This window comes from Nocardia neocaledoniensis, assembly GCF_003182135.1.
GTDB lineage: Bacteria > Actinomycetota > Actinomycetes > Mycobacteriales > Mycobacteriaceae > Nocardia > Nocardia neocaledoniensis.
On record NZ_QGTL01000004.1, the window covers coordinates 89,226 to 108,534 of the forward strand.

Annotated in this window: 23 protein-coding genes and 1 tRNA gene; 13 read left to right on the forward strand and 11 right to left on the reverse strand. The window is 67.0% G+C overall.

The window, feature by feature from the left end; translation table 11 throughout:
- Positions 1–181 precede the first annotated feature (181 nt).
- A complete protein-coding gene (locus DFR69_RS12340) occupies positions 182–859 on the reverse strand; it encodes a helix-turn-helix domain-containing protein (protein WP_244198223.1) in 678 nt (225 codons plus the stop codon).
- A gap of 54 nt (positions 860–913) precedes the next feature.
- Between DFR69_RS12340 and DFR69_RS12345 the strand changes: the two genes are divergently transcribed.
- The 4 genes from DFR69_RS12345 to DFR69_RS12360 all read left to right on the forward strand — a co-directional run bounded on the left by DFR69_RS12345 (position 914) and on the right by DFR69_RS12360 (position 3,312).
- Complete coding sequence (locus DFR69_RS12345; protein WP_110037672.1) at positions 914–1,264, forward strand: DoxX family protein; 351 nt, start codon at positions 914–916, stop codon at positions 1,262–1,264.
- 18 nt (positions 1,265–1,282) lie between these two features.
- On the forward strand, positions 1,283–1,636 hold the full coding sequence (locus tag DFR69_RS12350; RefSeq protein ID WP_110037673.1) for a DoxX family protein: 354 nt from the start codon (positions 1,283–1,285) through the stop codon (positions 1,634–1,636).
- A 72-nt stretch (positions 1,637–1,708) separates the two neighbouring features.
- A tRNA-Gly gene (locus DFR69_RS12355) sits at positions 1,709–1,779 on the forward strand.
- A gap of 969 nt (positions 1,780–2,748) precedes the next feature.
- Positions 2,749–3,312: a hypothetical protein gene (locus tag DFR69_RS12360; protein WP_110037674.1), complete on the forward strand. Its 564-nt coding sequence runs from the start codon at positions 2,749–2,751 to the stop codon at positions 3,310–3,312.
- A 503-nt stretch (positions 3,313–3,815) separates the two neighbouring features.
- Here DFR69_RS12360 and DFR69_RS12365 read toward each other — a convergent pair.
- A complete protein-coding gene (locus DFR69_RS12365; RefSeq protein WP_222596488.1) occupies positions 3,816–4,859 on the reverse strand; it encodes an ADP-ribosylglycohydrolase family protein in 1,044 nt (347 codons plus the stop codon).
- Between the two features lie 50 nt (positions 4,860–4,909).
- Here DFR69_RS12365 and DFR69_RS12370 point away from each other — a divergent pair, with 50 nt between their 5' ends.
- A complete protein-coding gene (locus DFR69_RS12370) occupies positions 4,910–5,338 on the forward strand; it encodes an SPRY domain-containing protein (RefSeq protein ID WP_110037675.1) in 429 nt (142 codons plus the stop codon).
- Between the two features lie 409 nt (positions 5,339–5,747).
- Here the strand turns inward: DFR69_RS12370 and DFR69_RS12375 are convergent, their stop codons facing one another.
- Positions 5,748–6,140 (reverse strand): PPOX class F420-dependent oxidoreductase, encoded by a 393-nt coding sequence (locus DFR69_RS12375; protein WP_110037676.1) that lies wholly within the window; start codon positions 6,138–6,140, stop codon positions 5,748–5,750.
- 71 nt (positions 6,141–6,211) lie between these two features.
- On the opposite strand from DFR69_RS12375, the gene DFR69_RS12380 reads away from it, so the two are divergent.
- From DFR69_RS12380 to DFR69_RS12390, 3 genes are all read left to right on the forward strand, one after another.
- Positions 6,212–6,730: a hypothetical protein gene (locus tag DFR69_RS12380; protein WP_110037677.1), complete on the forward strand. Its 519-nt coding sequence runs from the start codon at positions 6,212–6,214 to the stop codon at positions 6,728–6,730.
- Positions 6,731–6,786: 56 nt separating this feature from the next.
- Positions 6,787–7,338 (forward strand): TetR/AcrR family transcriptional regulator, encoded by a 552-nt coding sequence (locus tag DFR69_RS12385; protein ID WP_110038246.1) that lies wholly within the window; start codon positions 6,787–6,789, stop codon positions 7,336–7,338.
- A 150-nt stretch (positions 7,339–7,488) separates the two neighbouring features.
- A complete protein-coding gene (locus tag DFR69_RS12390) occupies positions 7,489–8,517 on the forward strand; it encodes a hypothetical protein (protein ID WP_110037678.1) in 1,029 nt (342 codons plus the stop codon).
- A 13-nt stretch (positions 8,518–8,530) separates the two neighbouring features.
- Here DFR69_RS12390 and DFR69_RS12395 read toward each other — a convergent pair whose 3' ends face one another.
- Positions 8,531–8,734, reverse strand: coding sequence for a hypothetical protein (locus DFR69_RS12395; protein WP_146229261.1), 204 nt, complete (start codon positions 8,732–8,734; stop codon positions 8,531–8,533).
- A 63-nt stretch (positions 8,735–8,797) separates the two neighbouring features.
- Between DFR69_RS12395 and DFR69_RS12400 the strand changes: the two genes are divergently transcribed.
- Positions 8,798–9,250, forward strand: coding sequence for a hypothetical protein (locus DFR69_RS12400; protein ID WP_110037680.1), 453 nt, complete (start codon positions 8,798–8,800; stop codon positions 9,248–9,250).
- A 5-nt stretch (positions 9,251–9,255) separates the two neighbouring features.
- Here DFR69_RS12400 and DFR69_RS12405 read toward each other — a convergent pair whose 3' ends face one another.
- The 5 genes from DFR69_RS12405 to DFR69_RS12425 all read right to left on the reverse strand — a co-directional run bounded on the left by DFR69_RS12405 (position 9,256) and on the right by DFR69_RS12425 (position 13,200).
- A complete protein-coding gene (locus tag DFR69_RS12405) occupies positions 9,256–9,753 on the reverse strand; it encodes a flavin reductase family protein (RefSeq protein WP_110037681.1) in 498 nt (165 codons plus the stop codon).
- The gene (locus tag DFR69_RS12410) at positions 9,746–10,261 is read right to left on the reverse strand and encodes an NADPH-dependent FMN reductase (RefSeq protein ID WP_110037682.1); all 516 of its coding nucleotides are present in this window, start codon (positions 10,259–10,261) and stop codon (positions 9,746–9,748) included. Before DFR69_RS12410 ends, DFR69_RS12405 begins: the two co-directional genes overlap by 8 nt.
- 16 nt (positions 10,262–10,277) lie before the next feature.
- Entirely contained in the window at positions 10,278–11,675 is a 1,398-nt protein-coding gene (locus DFR69_RS12415; protein ID WP_110037683.1) for an acyl-CoA dehydrogenase family protein, read from the reverse strand.
- Positions 11,675–12,790, reverse strand: a complete 1,116-nt coding sequence (gene sfnG, locus DFR69_RS12420; RefSeq protein WP_110037684.1) for a dimethylsulfone monooxygenase SfnG — start codon at positions 12,788–12,790, stop codon at positions 11,675–11,677. Before sfnG ends, DFR69_RS12415 begins: the two co-directional genes overlap by 1 nt.
- A gap of 92 nt (positions 12,791–12,882) precedes the next feature.
- On the reverse strand, positions 12,883–13,200 hold the full coding sequence (locus tag DFR69_RS12425) for a hypothetical protein (protein ID WP_110037685.1): 318 nt from the start codon (positions 13,198–13,200) through the stop codon (positions 12,883–12,885).
- A gap of 126 nt (positions 13,201–13,326) precedes the next feature.
- Between DFR69_RS12425 and DFR69_RS12430 the strand changes: the two genes are divergently transcribed.
- The 3 genes from DFR69_RS12430 to DFR69_RS12440 all read left to right on the forward strand — a co-directional run bounded on the left by DFR69_RS12430 (position 13,327) and on the right by DFR69_RS12440 (position 16,063).
- Positions 13,327–14,076, forward strand: a complete 750-nt coding sequence (locus DFR69_RS12430) for a crotonase/enoyl-CoA hydratase family protein (RefSeq protein WP_244198224.1) — start codon at positions 13,327–13,329, stop codon at positions 14,074–14,076.
- A gap of 167 nt (positions 14,077–14,243) precedes the next feature.
- On the forward strand, positions 14,244–15,350 hold the full coding sequence (locus tag DFR69_RS12435; protein ID WP_110037686.1) for a DUF4185 domain-containing protein: 1,107 nt from the start codon (positions 14,244–14,246) through the stop codon (positions 15,348–15,350).
- A 23-nt stretch (positions 15,351–15,373) separates the two neighbouring features.
- Positions 15,374–16,063, forward strand: a complete 690-nt coding sequence (locus DFR69_RS12440) for a class I SAM-dependent methyltransferase (RefSeq protein ID WP_110037687.1) — start codon at positions 15,374–15,376, stop codon at positions 16,061–16,063.
- On the opposite strand, the gene DFR69_RS12445 is transcribed toward DFR69_RS12440, so the two are convergent.
- Positions 16,043–16,507 carry a flavodoxin family protein gene (locus tag DFR69_RS12445; RefSeq protein ID WP_110037688.1) on the reverse strand — a complete coding sequence of 155 codons (465 nt, stop codon included), beginning with the start codon at positions 16,505–16,507 and terminating at the stop codon, positions 16,043–16,045. The genes DFR69_RS12440 and DFR69_RS12445 overlap by 21 nt on opposite strands.
- Positions 16,508–16,542: 35 nt before the next feature.
- Positions 16,543–17,136, reverse strand: a complete 594-nt coding sequence (locus DFR69_RS12450) for an alpha/beta hydrolase family protein (RefSeq protein WP_110037689.1) — start codon at positions 17,134–17,136, stop codon at positions 16,543–16,545.
- Positions 17,137–17,337: 201 nt separating this feature from the next.
- Between DFR69_RS12450 and DFR69_RS12455 the strand changes: the two genes are divergently transcribed.
- Positions 17,338–19,173: an acyl-CoA dehydrogenase gene (locus tag DFR69_RS12455; protein WP_110037690.1), complete on the forward strand. Its 1,836-nt coding sequence runs from the start codon at positions 17,338–17,340 to the stop codon at positions 19,171–19,173.
- The last annotated feature ends 136 nt before the right edge of the window (positions 19,174–19,309 follow it).

The window sequence follows — 19,309 nt, forward strand, 5'->3', positions numbered from 1 at the left end:
TCAGCCTTTCGTCGTCCCGGCCCGACGGCCCGCGGACACCGAGCCGAAATACCGAGCCGGAGAACCTGTTGCGCCGCGCGAACGCGGCCGGGCCGGGTCCACACGACACCGCTGACCAACCTGTGCGGAACCCGTCGACGAACTGTAGAACGCGCGACCGCCGCACAGACCGGAATCGCGCTCAGATCAGCAGCGAGGAGGGCGTGCGCCCGGCCAACTCCCGTGCGGTCCTGGCCAGATGCGCCTGATCGGCGAAGTCCGCGCCCGCCGCCGCGTCGGCCACCGAGCCGCCGGGCAGTGCGATCACCGCCCGCCGCAACCGCTCCCACCGCCGCAGCCGCGCCAGGGGAACGCCGAGTTCCGTGCGCACCAGACTGCGCAGGCGCGGCGCGGACAGCCCGACCTCACCCGCCAGCTCGGCCACCGAGGCCGCGGCATCGAGCTGGTCGAGTGCCCGCACGACTCGAGGATCGAGGCCGACGCGGGAGCCGAGCAGCGCCACGGCCTCGGCGCGCAGCGCCGCGAGGTCAGGGGCGCCGGCGAGGTCGTCGCCCATGCCGAGCGCGTCGAGCAGGCGTCGCCTGTCGCGCGCCGACAGTGCGACCGGGCCCGCCCGCATCGCCAGCACCTGCACATCCAGTGAGATCCGCACGACCCCGCCGCGCACCGTGCACGCGTGCCACCACTGTGGCGGCACGACGAGCGCGGGGGCCTCGAACCACCCCGTCTCATCGTGGATCTCGACGGGCCGGTTCCCCAGCGGCAGAACGAGTTTCCACACCGGATGCCGATGCGCTCCGACCATCCCGTCATCGGTGCGGGCGAACAGCGCGGCCGACTCGCCGCTGGCGAAAACCACCCGGCGATCGTTTCGTTCAAGCCGCCACAGCCGCTCCGGCGCCATGCTCACCTCATGCACGCTATCGCAGCGATCGCGCTCGGCGGCTTCCTCATCGCGATCGGCGTCTCCCACTTCCTCGCCCCCGCGTATTACCGGTCGCTGGTGCCCGCCGCCCTGCCGCGCCCGGATCTGTTGGTGGCGGCGAGCGGCGTCGTCGAGATCGCGATCGGTGCGGCCACGATAGTACCGATGACCAGGACATTCGGCATCTGGATGGCCTTGGCGCTGCTGTCGTCCTACCTCGTGTTGTGGGTCGCCCGACTGTTCCGCGCGGGTGCCGATCGCGGCGCGACCGCCGCGGCCGTCGGCGTCAACGCGGCCTACGTCACCTGGGCGGCCGTGCTCGTCTCGACCGGTTCCTGATCCCCGAAAGGCCTCACCATGCTCGCGCTCTACATCGCCCTCACCGCACTCACCGCCCTGCTCATGGCCGCCGGTTCCTGGATGGGCTACACCCACCACCCCATCCCCGTCGCGGCCGCCGCGAAGGTGGGCGTCCCCCACTCCTGGATGTTCCCCATCGCCACCTGCCTGGGCGCCGCCGCCCTCGGCCTGCTCACCGGCTTCGTCCTCCCACCCGTCGGCGTGGCCGCCTCCGCCGGCCTGATCCTCTACTTCATCGGCGCCGTCATCGCCCACCTCCGCGTAGGCGACCACGCCCTCTCCCAGCCCCTGGCCTTCCTGGCCCTCTCCGCCGCCACCTGCACCGCGACAGTCCTCTACCGCTACGCCTAACCACTCGCGAGAAAGAATTGACCGGCTTACCACCCGGTCTGATAGAGTCGCGAACGCGCTCCAAGAGCGCACGCCGATGTAGTTCAATGGTAGAACTTCTGCTTCCCAAGCAGACAGCGCGGGTTCGATTCCCGTCATCGGCTCAAAAGTGAAACCCCCCAGGTCATCCGGGGGATTTGTCGTTTCTATCGATCTGTCCGGAACGCTCCCGAAGAGCCCCCCGTGCCACACACGTGCCACTCAGGCGCTGGAACTGCTTCAGGAAGTACGCCAGGACATCGCGCCTGATCGCCTCCGGGACCGTCAACGTACGGACACCGGCCTGCGACTTGGGGCGCGCCACCACGAGCCCCTGTCAAGGCGCCTGCGGCGGCGCGCGCGCGGGCCGGCGCAGCGCGACGACGCGCAGCGGGTCTTGCTCGTACCACACCGCCCGGCGCGTCGGCACGTCGGCGGCGTGCACGCGCTATCAGCAGGCTGCCCCACTCCTGACAGCTCAGACAGCACCGAACCGAGCTGGTGACCGGGACGCGATGAGGTCCGGCCCGAATTGCTGAACGGAATTTCCGAGCACGATTCGGCCGGCATCTGTCCGATCGACGGCTCCCAGCACGTCGACTCTCATACGGTGCTGCCGTACGAGCTTGGCTCGCTTGCCTCATAGACCAGCCTGCCGGACATGCGTGCCCGGTCACCGAGTGCTATCCGGTCAGTCGGAACACTCGGCCTTCCAGCCCGATCACCTGGCCTCTCACCAGGTGCGAGTGAATTGCTGAACGAAAGCCGCGGGGAGGTCGGTGGTTATCGCGACGGTTGGCCGCGTGGCCCTGGTATGGATTGGCCTGCATTGTGTTCGTGCGCCCCTCACGCGTCAAAGGCGCCTGCGGCGTCACTACGTGATGGCTATCGCCACTCTCGACCCGCGAGCCTCTGCGCACGAAGGGCAGGCCCTACGGGGCATGCGGGTAGCCAGCCCCCTTCATGCGCAGGCCAACCCAGACCAGGGCCATCCGTGAAGCGGATGTTCGTGCAGGTGCAATTCCGATGTCGGAGTGTGGATCTAGCATCAACGCCGAGCGAGGCGCAGGTCTCGGCGTTGAGGAAGAAGGAACGTGACGGCAGACCACCAGCACACGATGAGTGCAAAAATCGAGCTGCTCCTGCGACTAGACGCCGAACAGGAACTCGTACGCAGACAAGAAGACGACGACGAGTTCTCCGAGAACTACGACGACGCACGATTGTGGCTACCCGAGGGCATCGAGCTACCCGAAGAACTACCAGCCGGACTTCGCGCGCTCTACGCACTCACCGCTCATCCACAGTTCGGTGACCTGCGGTTCAGCTCCCACGACAACTTTCGGCCCCAACGTCTGATCGACTCCGCAGGCGAAGTCATTGATGCAGGCAACACGCTAACCATCGGGCGGGCAGACGAGCAATCTATCGTGATCGACCTCGATACCGACGCCGTGTTCATCTTCGACTTCCTGTACTTCCGCCACGGTTTGGACAGTGGCTTCGTTCTGCGATGTGGCAGCTTCGCGGAGTTCATCAGCACTGTCGCTTTGGGGCCGCTGTACCCGTATATCCACGGTCCGCACGAAACTTGGCGCGAGCCATGGTGGTTGACCGACCCCTGGTACATCTACCTTCAGGAGCTCGGATTCGCGTAAGACCGCTATCGGGCTCACACGGGCTCAGCCACCAACTCGGGTCGGACCCTGCATCTTCGGGGACGCACTCAATTCGGCAGAAGCGGACCTTCGCCAACCGCGCGCCCAGCGGCATGAGCGGACGTATCGGGCACGTCGTGGCCACAGTCGGCTTCGGTACGCAGTGAGTACGCAGCGCCGCCCAGCGGTGCCCTGTCCAACCAACGTTGCAACCCGGAATCCCCAGGTCAGGCACACGAAGCCAGATCCATCTCACCATCACAAACGCCAGAAAAGATTTTCATCATCAACACTGCGAGTGCCTCGGAGTCGCCCCCGTCCGCCGTGCCACAGACGTGCCATGAACCAGGGTCATCAGGGGTAAATCCAGGTACCCACGAGCAACGGCCTGCCCAGGTCAGACCGCTATTCCTGCACAATCTCCTACTTCCCAAGCACTGAGATTTCCCGTCGGCAGATGCGGACGTGCGTGACCGCGCGGTATGCGGCATTACAGCGCGTTTTCAGGCGAACGGTATAGCCGCGGTTGCCCATTCAGGGAGCAGCTCGCAGCTCGCGAACCATTCGGGCGGCACGACCTCGCGGACGTGGCTGGCACCGATAATTCCGCCGATGATCGCGCACGTGGTGTCACTATCACCACCTGCCGAGGCGGCTGTCCAGCACGAGTCGGCGAAATCATGGCCGTGGTGAGCCGTGACCCAGAGGCAGAACGGGACAGTATCGAGCGCGGAGGTGTCGTGTCCGACTCCCAATTCCACAGCCGCAGTGACAGAATCACGAATTCCCTGGGCATATCTGATCCGGTCCCGGACCGGGCCAGCCGGGGTCCGGGCGGCCACCGTACCGAGAAACTGACTACGGCGTAGCTGCGGTTGCGCCGAGAACAAGGCGGCAGCGACAGCCACCGCGACCGCACCGGCTACAGCATCGGGGTGGGCATGGGTGACCACAGCCGAAGCTGCCGCCTCGTCGACGACCCGGTCCAGGTCGTCAGCGAACCACGCACCCAGCGGCGCCACCCGCATAGAGGCACCGTTGCCCCAGGAGCCCCGCCCCTCACGTGCCTGTTGAGCGAGTTCACGCCAGTGATAGCCCTTTTGGCGCATGAGCCGCAGGATCCGGCTCGTCCCGGGTCCGTATCGGCGATAGATGTCGTAATGCTCAGCGAAGGAACGGGCCAGCACGTCCTGATCGATTCGACCGTGGGCACTGAGCACAGCGAAGATCGAGCACGCCATCTGCGTATCGTCGGTCCACAACCACGGCCCAGGCAACAGGGTTCGCGACCGCAACGCGCCATGATTGATCGCGTCGTCGAAACATGCCCCGAACGCGTCCCCTACCGCCAAACCACGCAACGAGGACAGTGCCCGCGCCCGTCCATCAGGGTTCATACAGCCAGTCTGACAGTCGCTGCGACCACCGGACCAAATCCGACGTTGCCCGAACGCAACGCAGACCACCTTCATGATGTCCTTGAGCCGCAGCAGATCTACCCCGCCACTGCGGTCTCTGGCCAGCACTGTCAGCGCGGTATGCGGCATGTGAGTGCGTTGTCGGCATGCCTCGCAACATCAAATCTAGGATTCGACAGATGAACACCGTGCTCGAATCCGCGCCCTACATGACCGAGTGCATCGAATGCGGGTCGCTGATCGAAGTCACGATCGTCGAGGTGCTCACCGCTGGTACACATCAATGGGATATTGAAGGTGACTGCCCCAAATGCGGGTGCCGTTGGAACGAATGCGGCTATCTGACGCCGCTTACTGGCATGCGCACGGCGATCTTGGACGCGAACGGCCCGTCCGCTCTCGGGCTTGCTACGGGTAGCGCCACACCGGTGGTGGTGATGCGGGCTCTTCGCAAGGTCAGAGCGCTGTCGCTCACCGAAGCCCGCGCGATGGCAGAGGAACTCTGCAGCAGGGGGCTCGAAGGAACCAGGGTAGAGATGGAGGTTCTGGCGATTGCACTGCGCGCAGCGGGTGCGATCGTCAGTATTCGGTCCTCCGAAGCGGTTTGAGCACTCGCTCATCGGATGAGCGGACGTTCGACCGCGCTGGCAACTCGCCTGGAGACGCTTACCGGCCGTGCCCCATTCGTGCCCTGAGCCAGGGTCAAAGGGGGTAAATCCGGGTACCTCACGCGCAACCGGTAGCCCAGGTCAGACCGCTTTTTCCGCCTATTCGCCTGCTTCCCAAGCAGACAGCGCGGGTTCGATTCCCGTCATCGGCTCCAGCACGAAAGCCCCGGTCACCCGGGGCTTTCGTCGTTCTGCCGAGTCGGCCGGAGCACTCCCAAGAGGCGCTGTGCCACACACCTGCCACTCGGGGACTGGAGAGACCTTTCCAGTTGCGGTTCCTGTCGCTGGGCGGGGCGATCGTGAATATCCGGCTGGCTGGAGGCAGTGCGCGAGAGCCCCAGCGATCCGACTACTCGTCCAACCGAATCCTGATACCCACCATATGGCCGGGTCCGCCGCGGAGTGCGCTGCCCGCCAAGCCGATTCGGGCAGCCAGCCCGTACTTTCGCTTCATCAGGTCGATGACATACGGGGTCGCCTCGGGCGGTAGCAGTTCGGCGTGGGCGCGGAAAGGGGCGCCGTGGGGTTTGCCGCGCCAGTCGCTGGCGGCGATTGTCACGTTGCCGCTGTTGCGGATTCGCTTCACCTTTCCGGCGTCGGCCGCGCTGCAGATCACCAACGCGGGGCCGTCTCGCATCGCCCAGACCGGGGTGGGGACCGGGGTGCCGTCTCGGCGGAAAGTGGTGAGCAGCAGGTACTTACCAGCCGCCATGTCGTCGAGTACCGCGTTGGGTTGTTTCATGCCAAGATACTAACCAGTTAGTTAACTACTCGGGTAGCGCTCATCTGATGCGCTCAGCTGGGAGGAATCCGATGGGGCGGTTCGTTTGGACGTTGCTCGCCGGCTTTGCGCTCGGGACGCCCGCGGTTCCCGTCGGCTTGTCGCTCGCGCTACCCGGTCCGCTCGCGTTGTCCGCGGTGCTGCTGGGCGCGGGATGCAGCGTGGCCTTGGCGGTCTTCGGCATGGAACGCGCCCGGCTGCACTGGCAGTCCTGGCGGCGCCACCGGAAACCGGCTCCGGTACAAAGCATTTCGACGACGCTTACGGCTCAACCCACCGGCATGATTTCTACGGGAGTACCTGCGGCGGACTCCCGATTGTCGGGCTCGGCGGGTCGACGTGCGCAGCGGATCTTCGCGCGATTCGGCGTGGCGGGCTTCGGGATACTCGGCCCAGCAGTGCTCGGCACGTGGGGGTCGGCCCTGCTCGGTGCCGCCCTGGGTATCCCTCGCTGGCGGCTGATCCGCTGGTTGATGACTGGGATCGCCCTGTGGTGCACCGTGCTGCTGGTCGCGTCGGATATGGCCTTCGATTTCTTCGGAATCGGATGACCGAGCGACGTGACGCGAACCCGAAGCCGCCGGAGCGCCGAAACTACGATGGCCGCATGTCCCGCGCCGACGCCACCAAGGCACGCATCCTCCAGGCAGCCACCGAGGAGTTCGCCGCCTACGGCATCGCCGGAGCCCGGGTGGACCGCATCGCGAAGGCGGCGGCGGCCAACAAGAACCTGATCTACGTCTACTTCTGCAGCAAGGACCAACTGTTCGACGCGGTTTTCGAAGCCCACGTCACCCATGGGCTCGATTCGGTCCCGTTCACCCCCGACGACCTCCCCGAATACGCGGGACAACTCTTCGACTACAGTCGGCAGCATCCCGAGGTCACCCGGCTCGCCACCTGGCACCGACTCGAGCGCGGCGGTCAGGAGTCAGCCGCTCTGTCCTCCCCCCGCGCGGCCAAGCTGGAAGCGCTGGCTGCCGTGCAGAAGGCGAACAATATGGGTGCGGCCTTCTCGCCCACCGCACTGCTCACCCTCGTCCTGAGCATCGCACTCGCATGGGACCCGGATAACGCTGCTGATACGCCGGCCGCCACGACCGAGAGTGCCGAGGATCGTCGCCGGGCCGTCGTCGAAGCCGTGCGTCGACTCCTGTGAGCCGCGCCCGAAGCCCTCGCTCTCGAAAGGCGCAGATCTACGACCGCCTTCAGGTTCGTCAGTGGAGCAGGCGGTTGAACGCGGACTGAAGTCGCGATGGCCTTTGAGGTCCGTACCATGACACGGGTGGGGAGATCACGTTCTGCTGGAGTGAAACTGCTGCTGGGGATCGCGGGGATCGCGTTCTTGGTGGGCGGGGCGGCGACTGTTGTCGGGATCGGCGGGCTGGTTTCAGATCCTGATGCGGTGCCGACGTGTGACGGGAAGGTCATGTCCGTCGGGGAGCTGTGCGAGATCACTCGTGGTGGTTCCCTCGTCGACTCCTACACCTATCAGGAGAAGCTCGAGCGGCAGCGGGCGAACAAGGACAGTGGCGGGAACACGCTCGTCATCGGGCTCACGGTGATCGGGGTGAGTCTGCTCGGCGGGGCGCTCGTCGAAATCAGGTTCCGGCGCTCGAATCGCCGACGAACACAGCACGGGGCCGCGGCGGCCATTACGACGCCCTCGGTACCAACCCCCTTGGTACCAACGCCTTCTGTCCCAGTGCCCTCCGTACCGACGCAATCCACAGCTGCTCCGCCAACAGGTGATTCCGGAGCCGCCCGCAACAAGCGTTTGGTCGTGATCACCGCGGTCCTCGCGTGGCTGTGTGTAGCCACGGCGGTGGTAGTTGGCGTTGTGGTCATCCTCGACGACCGGTCTGACTCCTCGGAGCCGTCCGCGTCACAGGCGGCGGCCGCTTCGTCCGAGGCGGCCTACGCCCGCCATACCGAGGCTCTGATGGCCGCGATGCCCGAGACTCTGCGAGCAGCGACCCAGCGTTGCGAACCGGGGTATGCCAATCAACACCGCGCTCTCCACACCCGCACGTGCTACCTGGCAAAGGGCAGCCCTCTGGTCGCGGGCTTGGCAGCCCACGAGGGGATGGCAGGCATCTTCGAGGTGGGGAAGGTGAACGGCGCGTCCTATGCCGACACGATGCGCTACGAGGGTAAAGCGTTCCTTGATGACAGCACGCGATTCGCGGTGTTCTATCAAGACCCGTATCCTTCTGGCCAGCCCGGTCTCGGCAATTACATGCAGTATCTCGACCGCCGAACCGGATTGTGGCTGCAGGTGAGCTACTTGGTCACCGTGCAGGATGCCGAGACGTTTCTCGCGCGCGCTGGGTTCTGAATCCCGACCGCGTCTACTGCGGAATGACGATGGGGCAGGACATGGCCCCCACAGCGCAGGCGAAGGCCTCGATGAGGTCCTGGGCGGACCCGGTCCCAAGCGTGCCGCTGCCGGCACCAGCGGTTTCCGCGGTGGCCGGGCCCGCGGCGATGAGAAGTCCCGTGGCGACGGCGAGAGCGGCGACACCGGTGCGCATTGTTCGATTCAGGTTGAGCATGACCGAATCGTAGAGTCGAGCAGAAGTTTTCGGCTGCCCCGAAATCCGGGGCTAGAATCGCCCATGGCTTCGACGCACCCCTTCTTCCAGCTGGGCGCCGACAGGCGACGACTGGTTCATCTCGCACTGTGCGAAGACGCCCTGCTGACCTGGAACGATTACGTCCAGGGAAATCCCGCCGCGCTGCGCTATCGCGACTCGGTCGTCGGAATGGGGCACACCGTCGACGTCGAACTCCCCGCCGACGCACTGCGCGCGGCGCGAGCCGGCGTGGACCTCACGGATGTCGACCGCCGCTATCTCGAGCCCATCGCCGCGCTGCAGGACGATGATCTGACCTTCCCCGATTCGGTCGAACTCGGCTATTACGCGATCTACAACTGTTTCCGGAAATACGTGAGCGGTGACGACATCCAGGATTGGCTGATCGTCAACCAGGCGCTGTCGGTCCACCCTGACGGCGAGGTGGCCGCCCGCCTGACGCGCGCGATAGACGAACTCGACCCGACCGCCTAGCGCGATCAGCCGGTGTGCAGCGTGCGGAACTTGCTGGCGTGGAAGACAAGTGGATCGATGTCCTCCCGCGCCGCGATGCGGTGAACTCGGACGAGCACCACCAGATGATCGCCCGCAGGAACATGCGTCTCGGGCACACCTTCGATCCACGCCGTCGCACCGTCGATGAAAACTGCCTCACCGGTCCCCCGATGCAGGGCCGTCTCGCGGAAACGGTCACCGTTGCGAGCCCCGAGAGCCTTGGCCGCGGCCTGCTGGTCGGTGCCGAGCAGGCTGAGCCCGAGGTGCCCCGCGCCGGCCAGCTTCGGCCAGGTCGAGGACGAGTTCTGCACGCAGAACGAGACCAGCGGCGGGTCGAGGGAGACGGGCACGAAGGTGCTCACCGCCAGGCCGTGCGGCGTGCCATCGATCTCGGCGCAGACCGCGACGACGCCGCTAGGAAAATTGGCGAAGGCACGGCGTAGACCGTTGCCGTCGGCGGGAAAGTCCAAGAGCTCATGCATGATTCGTCTCCACGACGTGGTTCGTCAGTGCTGCCACGACGGGCGCCCAGCGTTGCGCGTACGCCTCGATGACACCGTCTTCGGCGAAACTTCGATCGGCGAGATAGAGACCAGGCAGCGCCGCGGTCCCACCGATTTCCACCAGGACCGGCTTGAGCAGCAGGTCGGGTGCGAGGGCGTGCGCCGGACCCGCACCGAGCATCACCGGAACGGTGACGACGCCGGCCAGACCCGTGCCGCCGTCGAACTTTTCGAGGAACAGTTTGAGCAGCCCGGTGTAGGTGGCCTTGAAGGTCGGACTCGCGAAAACGACCAACTCCGAAGTGGATACGGTTTTCGCGGCCGCGGCCACGGCGGGATCTCCCCAGCCGAGCAGGCCGGGCCCGAGGGTGACGAGGTCGATCACCTCGGGCTCGGCGTCGGGCCGCAGCGCGCGGGCGACCCGCACGGCCGCGTCCAGGGTGCGCGAGGCCGGTTTCGGGTTTCCGACCACAACGGTCACAGTCACTGGCAGGTCCTCACTCTCAGATCACGCCGTGCGAGGGCGGCGCTTGGTTCCGCAGCACGGCCCGGCCGATGTGCTGGTACTTCCAGCGGACGGGATCGTGCAGGGTATGGGTGCGCGCGTTGCGCCAGAAGTGGTCGAGCCGATGCGCGGCCGCGGCACTGCGCGTCCCACCGACCTCGAAGATCGCCGCCGACACCTCGTTGGCCGCGCGATCAGCGAGGATCTTGGCCGTCGCGACAGCGGTCGACGCCCGGCCCACCTCGCTTCGGCCCGGTCGGAGGTCTGCGGCTTCGCCGCCCGCCGGACCTGCACGCCCCCTGCCAGCGTCTGTTCGGGCACCCACCTCGGCCTCCGAGCCCACGCCGCCGCTCGACGGCGCCTGGCGATCGCCCGTGGCCCTACCGGCCGAATCCACAGCTGCCGCGCTCAGCGCCGAGTCGCGGACTGCCGCATCCACCGCCGCCCCCGCGACCACCAAAGCAGCCTCGGCCGCCGCGACCGATACCGCCAACTCACCGAACCGCTGGACCAGCAGCGGATCATCAACGGCCCTGGCGACCTCCGCCTCGAACCACGGCCTGCTGTGCGTCCGCGTGAACTCGGCCGCCGCTTCCAACGCACCGCGCGCGATGCCCGCGTCGATGGCGGCGTGCAGCAACTGCGCGAACGCTCCATATCCGGTCGGCGCGTTCACCGCGGCGGCCCGAGCGACCAGGTTCTGCGCATCGACCTGGACCCCATCGAATTCGACGGTCCCGCTCCCGGTAGTGCGCTGCCCCAACGCATCCCAGTCATCGATGATGCGGACACCGGACGCCAGCGCGGGAACGAAAGCCACGTACTCCCCAGGCTCCAGACCGGACGCCGCGAGCGGATCATCCAGCCTCGTCAGCACGGCGAGAATGTCGGCGAACAGCGATCCGGTGCAGTAGTACTTGGTCCCGTCGACGACGAATCTCCGTGGCCCGTCGACAACCTGATGCCGCACCGGCCGCAGCACCGTCGCGATGTCCGCGACAGTCGCCCCACCCCGCTCCGACTGCGCGTTCGCGATCCGCGCACCCGCCAGCACCCGCCCGAAATACTCGTGCTGCTGCGCGGGAGTTCCGGCCAGCCGCAACAGGTTCAGGTACACGAAGTGACTGTGCGGCACCTGCGCGATATTGGGATCACCCGTCGCCAGGACCCTGACCACCTCGGCGACCACACTCGGCCGAAGATCCGCCCCGCCGAACGCGGAGGGCACGGTGATGGCGAGCAGCCCGCTGGCCGAGAGCAGATCGAGTTCCTCGTGCGGCAGCCGCCGAGCTCGATCGCGTTCGGCCGCGCCGGAAGCGAATTCGGCCGCCAACTCGGCAGCGACCGCCACAGCCTGGGCCGCCGTGGTGATCCGCTCGGCGGTCACCACCGTCATCAGCGTCCCGCCGCGACCGGCGTCGCGGCGGCCTCCAGCTCACGCACGAGCGGCAGCACCTTCGCGCCGAAGTATTCGATCTCCTCCTGGAAGTGCAGGAACCCGGCCAGGATCAGGTCGACGCCGAGCGCGCGGTAGGCCACGATCCGCTCGGCGATCTGTTCGGGCGTGCCGATGAGACCGGTGCGGAAGCCGTCGTTGTACTGGACCAGATCCTCGAAGGTCGAGTCGGCCCACATCCCCTTGCGGTCGCTGGTGGACGCGCCGGCCTGCTGCACTGCGTCGCGGAACCCTTGCACCGCAGGCTTGTTCGCCTTCTCGACGATTTCGCGCAGGGTGTCGCGGGCTTCCTTCTCGGTGTCGCGGGCGATGATGAAGCCGTTGAGCCCGAACTTCACCTCGCGATCGTTGGCCCTGGCCACCTCACGCAGGTCGTCGAGTTGCTCGGTGACGCCGTCGAAGTCCTTGCCGTTGGAGAAGTACCAGTCGGCGTAGCGGCCGCCGTTGCGGCGCGCGGCGGTGGAGTTACCACCCTGGAAGAGTTCGGGATTCGGCCGTTCGGGAGTGTTGAGCGGCTTGGGCTTGAGCGTGAAGTCGCGGATGCGGTAGAAGTCGCCGCCGTAGTTCACGGCGTCTTCGGTCCAGATCTTGCGGATCACCTCGAGGAATTCGGCGCTGCGCCGGTAGCGCTCGTCGTGCTCGAGCCACGGCTCACCGAGGGCCTGGAACTCGCCCGCGAACCAACCCGACACCACATTGATCGCGAACCGGCCGCCGGACAGATGGTCGGCCGTGGCACCGAACTTCGCCAGCACCGCCGGGTGCCACAGCCCCGGATGCACGGCAGCGATCACCTTGAGCCGCTCGGTCGCCCCGAGCAGCGCCAGGCTGAACGAGGTCGATTCGTGCTGGTACTCCGCGCCGTAGGACGCGGTGTAGCGCACCTGGGACAGCGCGTACTCGAACCCGTTGCGCTCGGCGGTCTGCGCGAGCTTGCGGTTGTATTCGAAGTCCCAGCTCGTGCGCTGCTCGATCTCGCTGGTCACGAGTCCACCGCTGACATTGGGGACCCAGTACGCGAACGAGACCTGATCGGCGATTCTCTCCGTGGTCATGGTGGCTCCTCTCGGCGACGGTGTTCCCAGTGCAACACCGTCGCCGGAGCCCGACGAGAGTTTGAATCGGCGCGATCGATACGGCGGGAGCGTCAGCTACCCAGGCGCACGCAATCCGCGGCGATCTTGGACTGGGCCGCGCTCACCTTGGCGGCGTCGTCCTCGCCCAGAAGTTTCGCCGGGTCGCCGGACTGTCCGTTGGACACCATCACCCGCAGTCCGTCCTGCGACATTCCGGAGTCGAGGAACACCTGCGCCGCGCAGTCGGCTAGTTCGGCGTTCTTCAAACCCTTGTCCTGCAACGACTTCGACAGTTCAGCCTGGGTAACCGCCGGCGCTTCGTCGCCACCACCGCACGCCGACAACATCGGCGCGGCGATCAGTGCCGCGGCGATCAGACAGATCCGCACTCGCTAGTCCTCTCGATCGCTGCGCATCGGCCGACGCACAGCCGTGCTGGATCATGCCGCACGAACCATGCATGTGGCCAGACCGAACCACGCGTCCATTAACTGACTCGCGAGTAAGATACGGATATGGGAGACAACATCACGGTGCGCTTCGAGAGCGATCGCGCATATGTCACATTGAATCGGCCGGGCAAACACAACGGATTGAGCCTGGAAATGCTGCGCGATCTGGTCGCGGCAGCCCGAGAAGTGGCCGCGCACAGGGGCACCCGCGTCGTCATCCTGAGCGGAAACGGGCCGAGTTTCAGCAGCGGCCTCGACATCGCCGCGGCCACCCGCGACCCCTTGGCTATCGTGCGCGAATTCCTGCCGCGACCGTGGCGCGGCACAAACACCTTCCAAGAAGCCTGCTGGGCCTGGCGCCGTCTCGACGTCCCGGTGATCGCCGCCGTGCACGGCCGCTGCTACGGCGGCGGACTCCAGCTCGCCCTGGCCGCCGACTTCCGCATCGCCGAGCCGACGGCGGAGTTCTCGGTGATGGAGGGCGCGCACGGGCTGATTCCGGACATGTCGGGCGCGGCGACGTTGTCGCAGCTCATCGGCATCGATCAGGCCCTGCTGCTCACCATGACCGCCGACCCCGTCGACGCCGCGTACGCCGAGAAGATCGGCCTCGTCACCGCCGTCGCCGAGGACCCGCTGGCCGCTGCGGAGGCCATGGCCGACCGCGTCACCGCCCGCGATCCGCGCGCGGTGGCCGCCGCCAAGCGCCTGTTCGACTCCTCCTGGCATCGCCGTTCCCGCGCCACCTTCGCCGCTGAGCGCGCCGCGCAGATTCCGTTGCTGCTGCGTAAGGCCCTGGGCGGTCGCGGCTGACAGACAACTCCGAGCATCGTGGTGTCGACTCACAAAACGAGGTACCACATTTCGCATCGATAGCCTGTTAGCATCGCTGGGATTCGCTCACCAGCTGAAATGTGGTACGCGACACAGGCACCCCTGGGCGCGTTCTCTTTCGGCGCGACCCGGAGGCTCCCACGACCGTGAAGAAGACCGGTTCCATCCTGCTGGCCGCCCTCGCCGGTGCCACGGCCATGCTGGTGAGCGGAGCGCTGCCCGCCGCGGCGAATCCCAACGCGATCAATCCGATTCCGGTGCTCAACGGCACCCACGGGTTGCCCGCGCTGCACGGCCGCACGCAGGCCGTCTTCCAGGTGACGGGCATGGCCAGCCCGAACAACACCCAGAACTACAACGTCCTCGGCACCGACCTCGGCATCATGTGGGACAACGGCCGCGGCGAGATGCTGACGGCCTTCGGCGACACCGCCGGCATCGGTTTCCCGAATCTGCTGGCGGGCAGCACCTGGGCGTGGAGGTCCAACATCCTGGTCCGCAGCCACACCAAGGACCCGTCCGGCGGCATCTTCTTCGACAGCGTGGTGCGCGATGTGATCGGCCAGGCGCGCGATCTCATCCCCAGCCCGAAGATCCCGTTCCTGGAGATCAGCCGCATCCCGACGGCGGGCATCTCCGCCAACGGCGTGCAGTACATGTCGTTGATGTCGGTGAAGACCTGGGACGCGCCGGGCGAGTGGACCACCAGTTACTCGGGCCTGGCCGCCTCCGCCGACAACGGCGAGACCTGGGCCGATCTCGGCCACACCCGCCGCCCCGACGAGGGCGGCAACAGCAACTTCCAGATGAACGCCTTCCTGAAGGACGGCGGCTTCGTCTACGAGTACGGCACCCGCGCGGGCCGCGACAACGCCGCCTTCGTCGCCCGCGTGCCCGAGCACGAGATCGAGAACCTGGGCGCCTACGAGTACTGGGACGGCAGCGGCTGGAAGCTCAACGACGTGAACGCGGCGGCCCCGATCATGGGCGGCGTCGGCGAGCTGTCGGTGATGTACAACGAGTACCTCGGGCAGTTCATCTCGCTGACCACCGACCCGTTCAACTCGGTCGTCATGCGCCGCGCCTCCTCGCCGGAGGGTCCGTGGAGCGCGCCCGAGGTGCTGATCGACGCCCGGGAGCTGCCGACCGCCTACGCGCCGTCGATCTTCCCGTACCAGACCGGTCGCGATCTGTACTTCATGACGACGATCCACAGCCAGTACAACGTCGTCCTGATGCGCACCCGCCTGTAGCGGCGCCCCATAGACTGCATCCCATGGATGCGGCGGAGTGGGATGCCCGGTACGCGCAGAGCGAGTTGGTCTGGGGCGCACCGCCCAACAGCACGGTGGTCGAGTACGTGTACGGGCTGGATCGCCGGGTTCCGCTGGTCGCCGACGAGCCCGGCGGCACCCCGCCGCCGCTGCCACGCGCACTCGACCTGGCCTGCGGCGAGGGCAGGCACGCGCTGTGGCTGGCCACGCACGGCTGGCAGGTCGACGCCGTCGACTTCTCCCAGGTGGGCATCGACAAGGGCCGCACGGTCGCGGCGCGGCTGTCCCGCTCGGTCCGCTCCCGGGTCGACTGGCGCTGCGCCGACATCACCGACCTGGCCGCCGCCGGCATCACGGGCCCCTACGAGCTGATCCTGATGGTGTTCGTGCACCTGCCCGCCGAGCAGCGCGGCGCCCTGCTGCGCGAACTCGCCGCGATGGTCTCCCCGGGCGGAATGCTGCTGGTACTCGGCCACGACACCCGCAACATCACCGACGGCTACGGCGGCCCGCAGGATCCGTCGATCCTGTTCACGCCCGAGGACATCCGCGCCGAATTGGGCGCGGCGGGCGCACATCTCACCGTCCGCGTGGCCGACATGGTGCTGCGCCCGACCGAGGGACCCGACGCGATCGACGCGCTGGTCGTGGCCGAGCGCGCCGTGGCCGAGTCAGTCGAACCGAGCGCGTAGCTGCTCGGCGAAGCCGCGCGCCGAGGTCAGGTCCTCGGCATTCGGGCGGCCCTTGTTCAGCCCGCCGATGAGTGCGAGCGGGCCCATCGTGTCGAGACCGCGGCAGGCGAAACCGCCGACCAGTTCGTAGCCCTTGCCGGTGAGCTGGTCGCCGAGATTGCGCAGGTAGGGCCGGAACGACGGCTCCGACATGCCGCTGGTCGCGAAGACGAAGGCCTCGCAGCCCTGTCCCTCCGGCACCGCGTCGACGAAGGCACGCAGCCGCTTGTCGAGCGCCATGAAGTACACGCCGGACCCGAAGCCGACGAGGTCGTACTCGGCGAGTTCGACCGGGCTGATCTCCCCCGGATCCACCACCTTCGCCCCGAGGACGTCACCGATCGCGTCGGCGACCTTCCTGGTGTTGCCGTGCGAGCTGGACGTACACACGATGATCGCCTTCACGAAGGCCCCCTACCTGTCTCGGTGTCCGTCGCAGCCTATCGCCAGCGGGCGAACCAGGGGGCGACAGTCGCGGTGATCACGTCGAATCCGGTGCGGAAGGAGTGGGCCTGCTTCGGGATGACCTTCACCTCGGCCGCGTCGGCGGCATCGGGCACGCCGAACGGGTCGCTGCCGCCGTTGATCACCACGACCTCGATGTCGCCCGGCGCCAGCAGCTCATCGCGCCTGCTCTTCTCCGGTTTCCCCGGCGGATGCAGCGGGAACGACAGCGCGATCACCCCGCGCGCGCCGACTGCCACGGCCGTCCGGCACGCCACCCTGGCCCCGTTGCTGCGACCCCCCTGGACGATCGGCAGGTCTCCGAAACGGTCGCGCAGCGCCGCGACGATCTCGATCCAGGCCTCGTCCTGCTTGTCCGCCGACCCCGGCGCGCGCCGCCCGGCGACCCGATAGGGCTGCACGACACGGGCCACCGAACCACCCGCCTCGAGCGCCGAATCACGCACCACCAGAATGTCTTTCGCGTCGACACCACCACCGGCACCGTGCGTGATCACGAGCAGGAAGGCCGGGGTCCCGACCTCGTCGAGCTCCACCTCAGCGGGTCCGGCACTCGTCTCGATGCGCATACCCCACCGTAGCCTCGCGTGTTTTTCCGGTCACATTGCTCGCGACCCCTTTGCCGAGTCGCTTACCCACCGGTAATATGGTCCGTAAGTTACCCGCGAGTAGCATGCGGAAAACCGGAAAGGCTACCCGGTGGACGTCACGACGGGCGGGAACGGCGCACAACCGACCGCACCAGAACTCAACGGAGAGTGAGTACTCACATGGGCCACTACAAGGCAAACGTTCGCGACCTCGAGTTCAACCTCTTCGAGGTCCTCGGCATCGGCAGTGTCCTGGATTCCGGCGCCTTCGGCGACCTGGACGCCGACACCGTCAAGGAGATGCTGTCCGAGGTCCGCCGCCTGGCCGAGGGCCCGCTGGCCGAGTCGTTCGCCGACGCGGACCGCAACCCGCCCGTGTTCGACCCGAACACCCACACCGTCACCATCCCCGAGTCCTTCAAGAAGTCCTACAAGGCGCTCGAGGACGGCGAGTGGGTCAAGGTTCCGCTGCGCGAGGAGCTCGGCGGCCTCGGTGCCCCGTCCGTCGTCGGCTGGGCCCTGGCCGAGATGGTGCTCGGCGCCAACCCGCCGATCCAGATGTACGCCGCGGGCGCCGGCTTCGCCCAGGTGTTCTACAACAACGGCACCGACGAGCAGAAGAAGTGGGCGCAGAAGATCGCCGACCGCAACTGGGGCGCCACCATGGTGCTGACCGAGCCCGACGCGGGCTCCGACGTCGGCGCCGGTCGCACCAAGGCGATCAAGCAGGAGGACGGCTCCTGGCACATCGAGGGTGTGAAGCGCTTCATCACCTCGGGTGACTCCGACGACATGTTCGAGAACATCATGCACCTGGTGCTGGCCCGCCCCGAGGGCGCGGGACCGGGCACCAAGGGCCTGTCGCTGTTCTACGTGCCGAAGACCCACTTCGACTTCGAGACCGACACCCTGGGTGACCGCAACGGCGTGTTCGTCACCAACGTCGAGCACAAGATGGGCATCAAGGCCTCGGCCACCTGTGAGGTCACCTTCGGCGGCCACGGCATCCCCGCCAAGGGCTGGCTGGTCGGTGAGGTGCACAACGGCATCGCGCAGATGTTCGACGTCATCGAGAACGCCCGCATGATGGTCGGCACCAAGGCCATCGCGACCCTGTCGACCGGTTACCTGAACGCGCTGGAGTACGCCAAGACCCGCGTCCAGGGCGCCGACCTGACCCAGATGACCGACAAGACCGCGCCGCGCGTCACCATCACCCACCACCCGGACGTGCGTCGCTCGCTGGCCATGCAGAAGGCCTACGCCGAGGGCCTGCGCGCGATCTACCTCTACACCGCCGCCCACCAGAACGAAGAGATCGCCGCGGCGGTCTCGGGTGCCGACAAGGACGTCGCGTTCCGCGTGAACGACCTGCTGCTCCCGATCGTCAAGGGTGTCGGCTCCGAGCGCGCCTACCAGTACCTGACCGATTCGCTGCAGACCTTCGGTGGCTCCGGCTTCCTGCAGGACTACCCGATCGAGCAGTACATCCGCGACGCGAAGATCGACTCGCTGTACGAGGGCACCACCGCCATCCAGGCGCAGGACTTCTTCTTCCGCAAGATCGCCCGCGACCGCGGTGTGGCCTTGGCCCACGTGGCCGGCCAGATCCAGAAGTTCATCGACGCCGACTCCGCCAACGAGCGCATCAAGGGCGAGCGCAAGCTGCTCGCCACCGCGCTCGAGGACGTCCAGACCATGGCCGCCACCCTGACCGGCCACCTGATGGGCGCCCAGGAGCAGCCGACCGAGCTGTACAAGGTCGGCCTGGGTTCGGTCCGCTTCCTGATGGCCGTCGGTGACCTGTTCATCGGCTGGCAGCTGCTGCAGCAGGCCGAGGTCGCCCTCGCGGCCCTGGACAACGGCGCCACCGGCTCCGACGTCGCCTTCTACACCGGCAAGGTCGCCTCGGCCCAGTTCTTCGCCCGCAACGTCCTGCCCGAGCTGACCGCCACCCGCGCGATTCTCGCCAACCTGGACAACGACATCATGGAGCTGGACGAAGCCGCCTTCTGATCTCAGACGGCCTCATCTAGACCCCGGACGGTCCGGAGCTTTCGAGCTCCGGACCGTTCGTCGTTTCGGTTACCTGCCGCCTGGTGAGACCCGCATTCATCGCGGGGTGATCGTTCGGCCGCGTATTCTGAAGGTC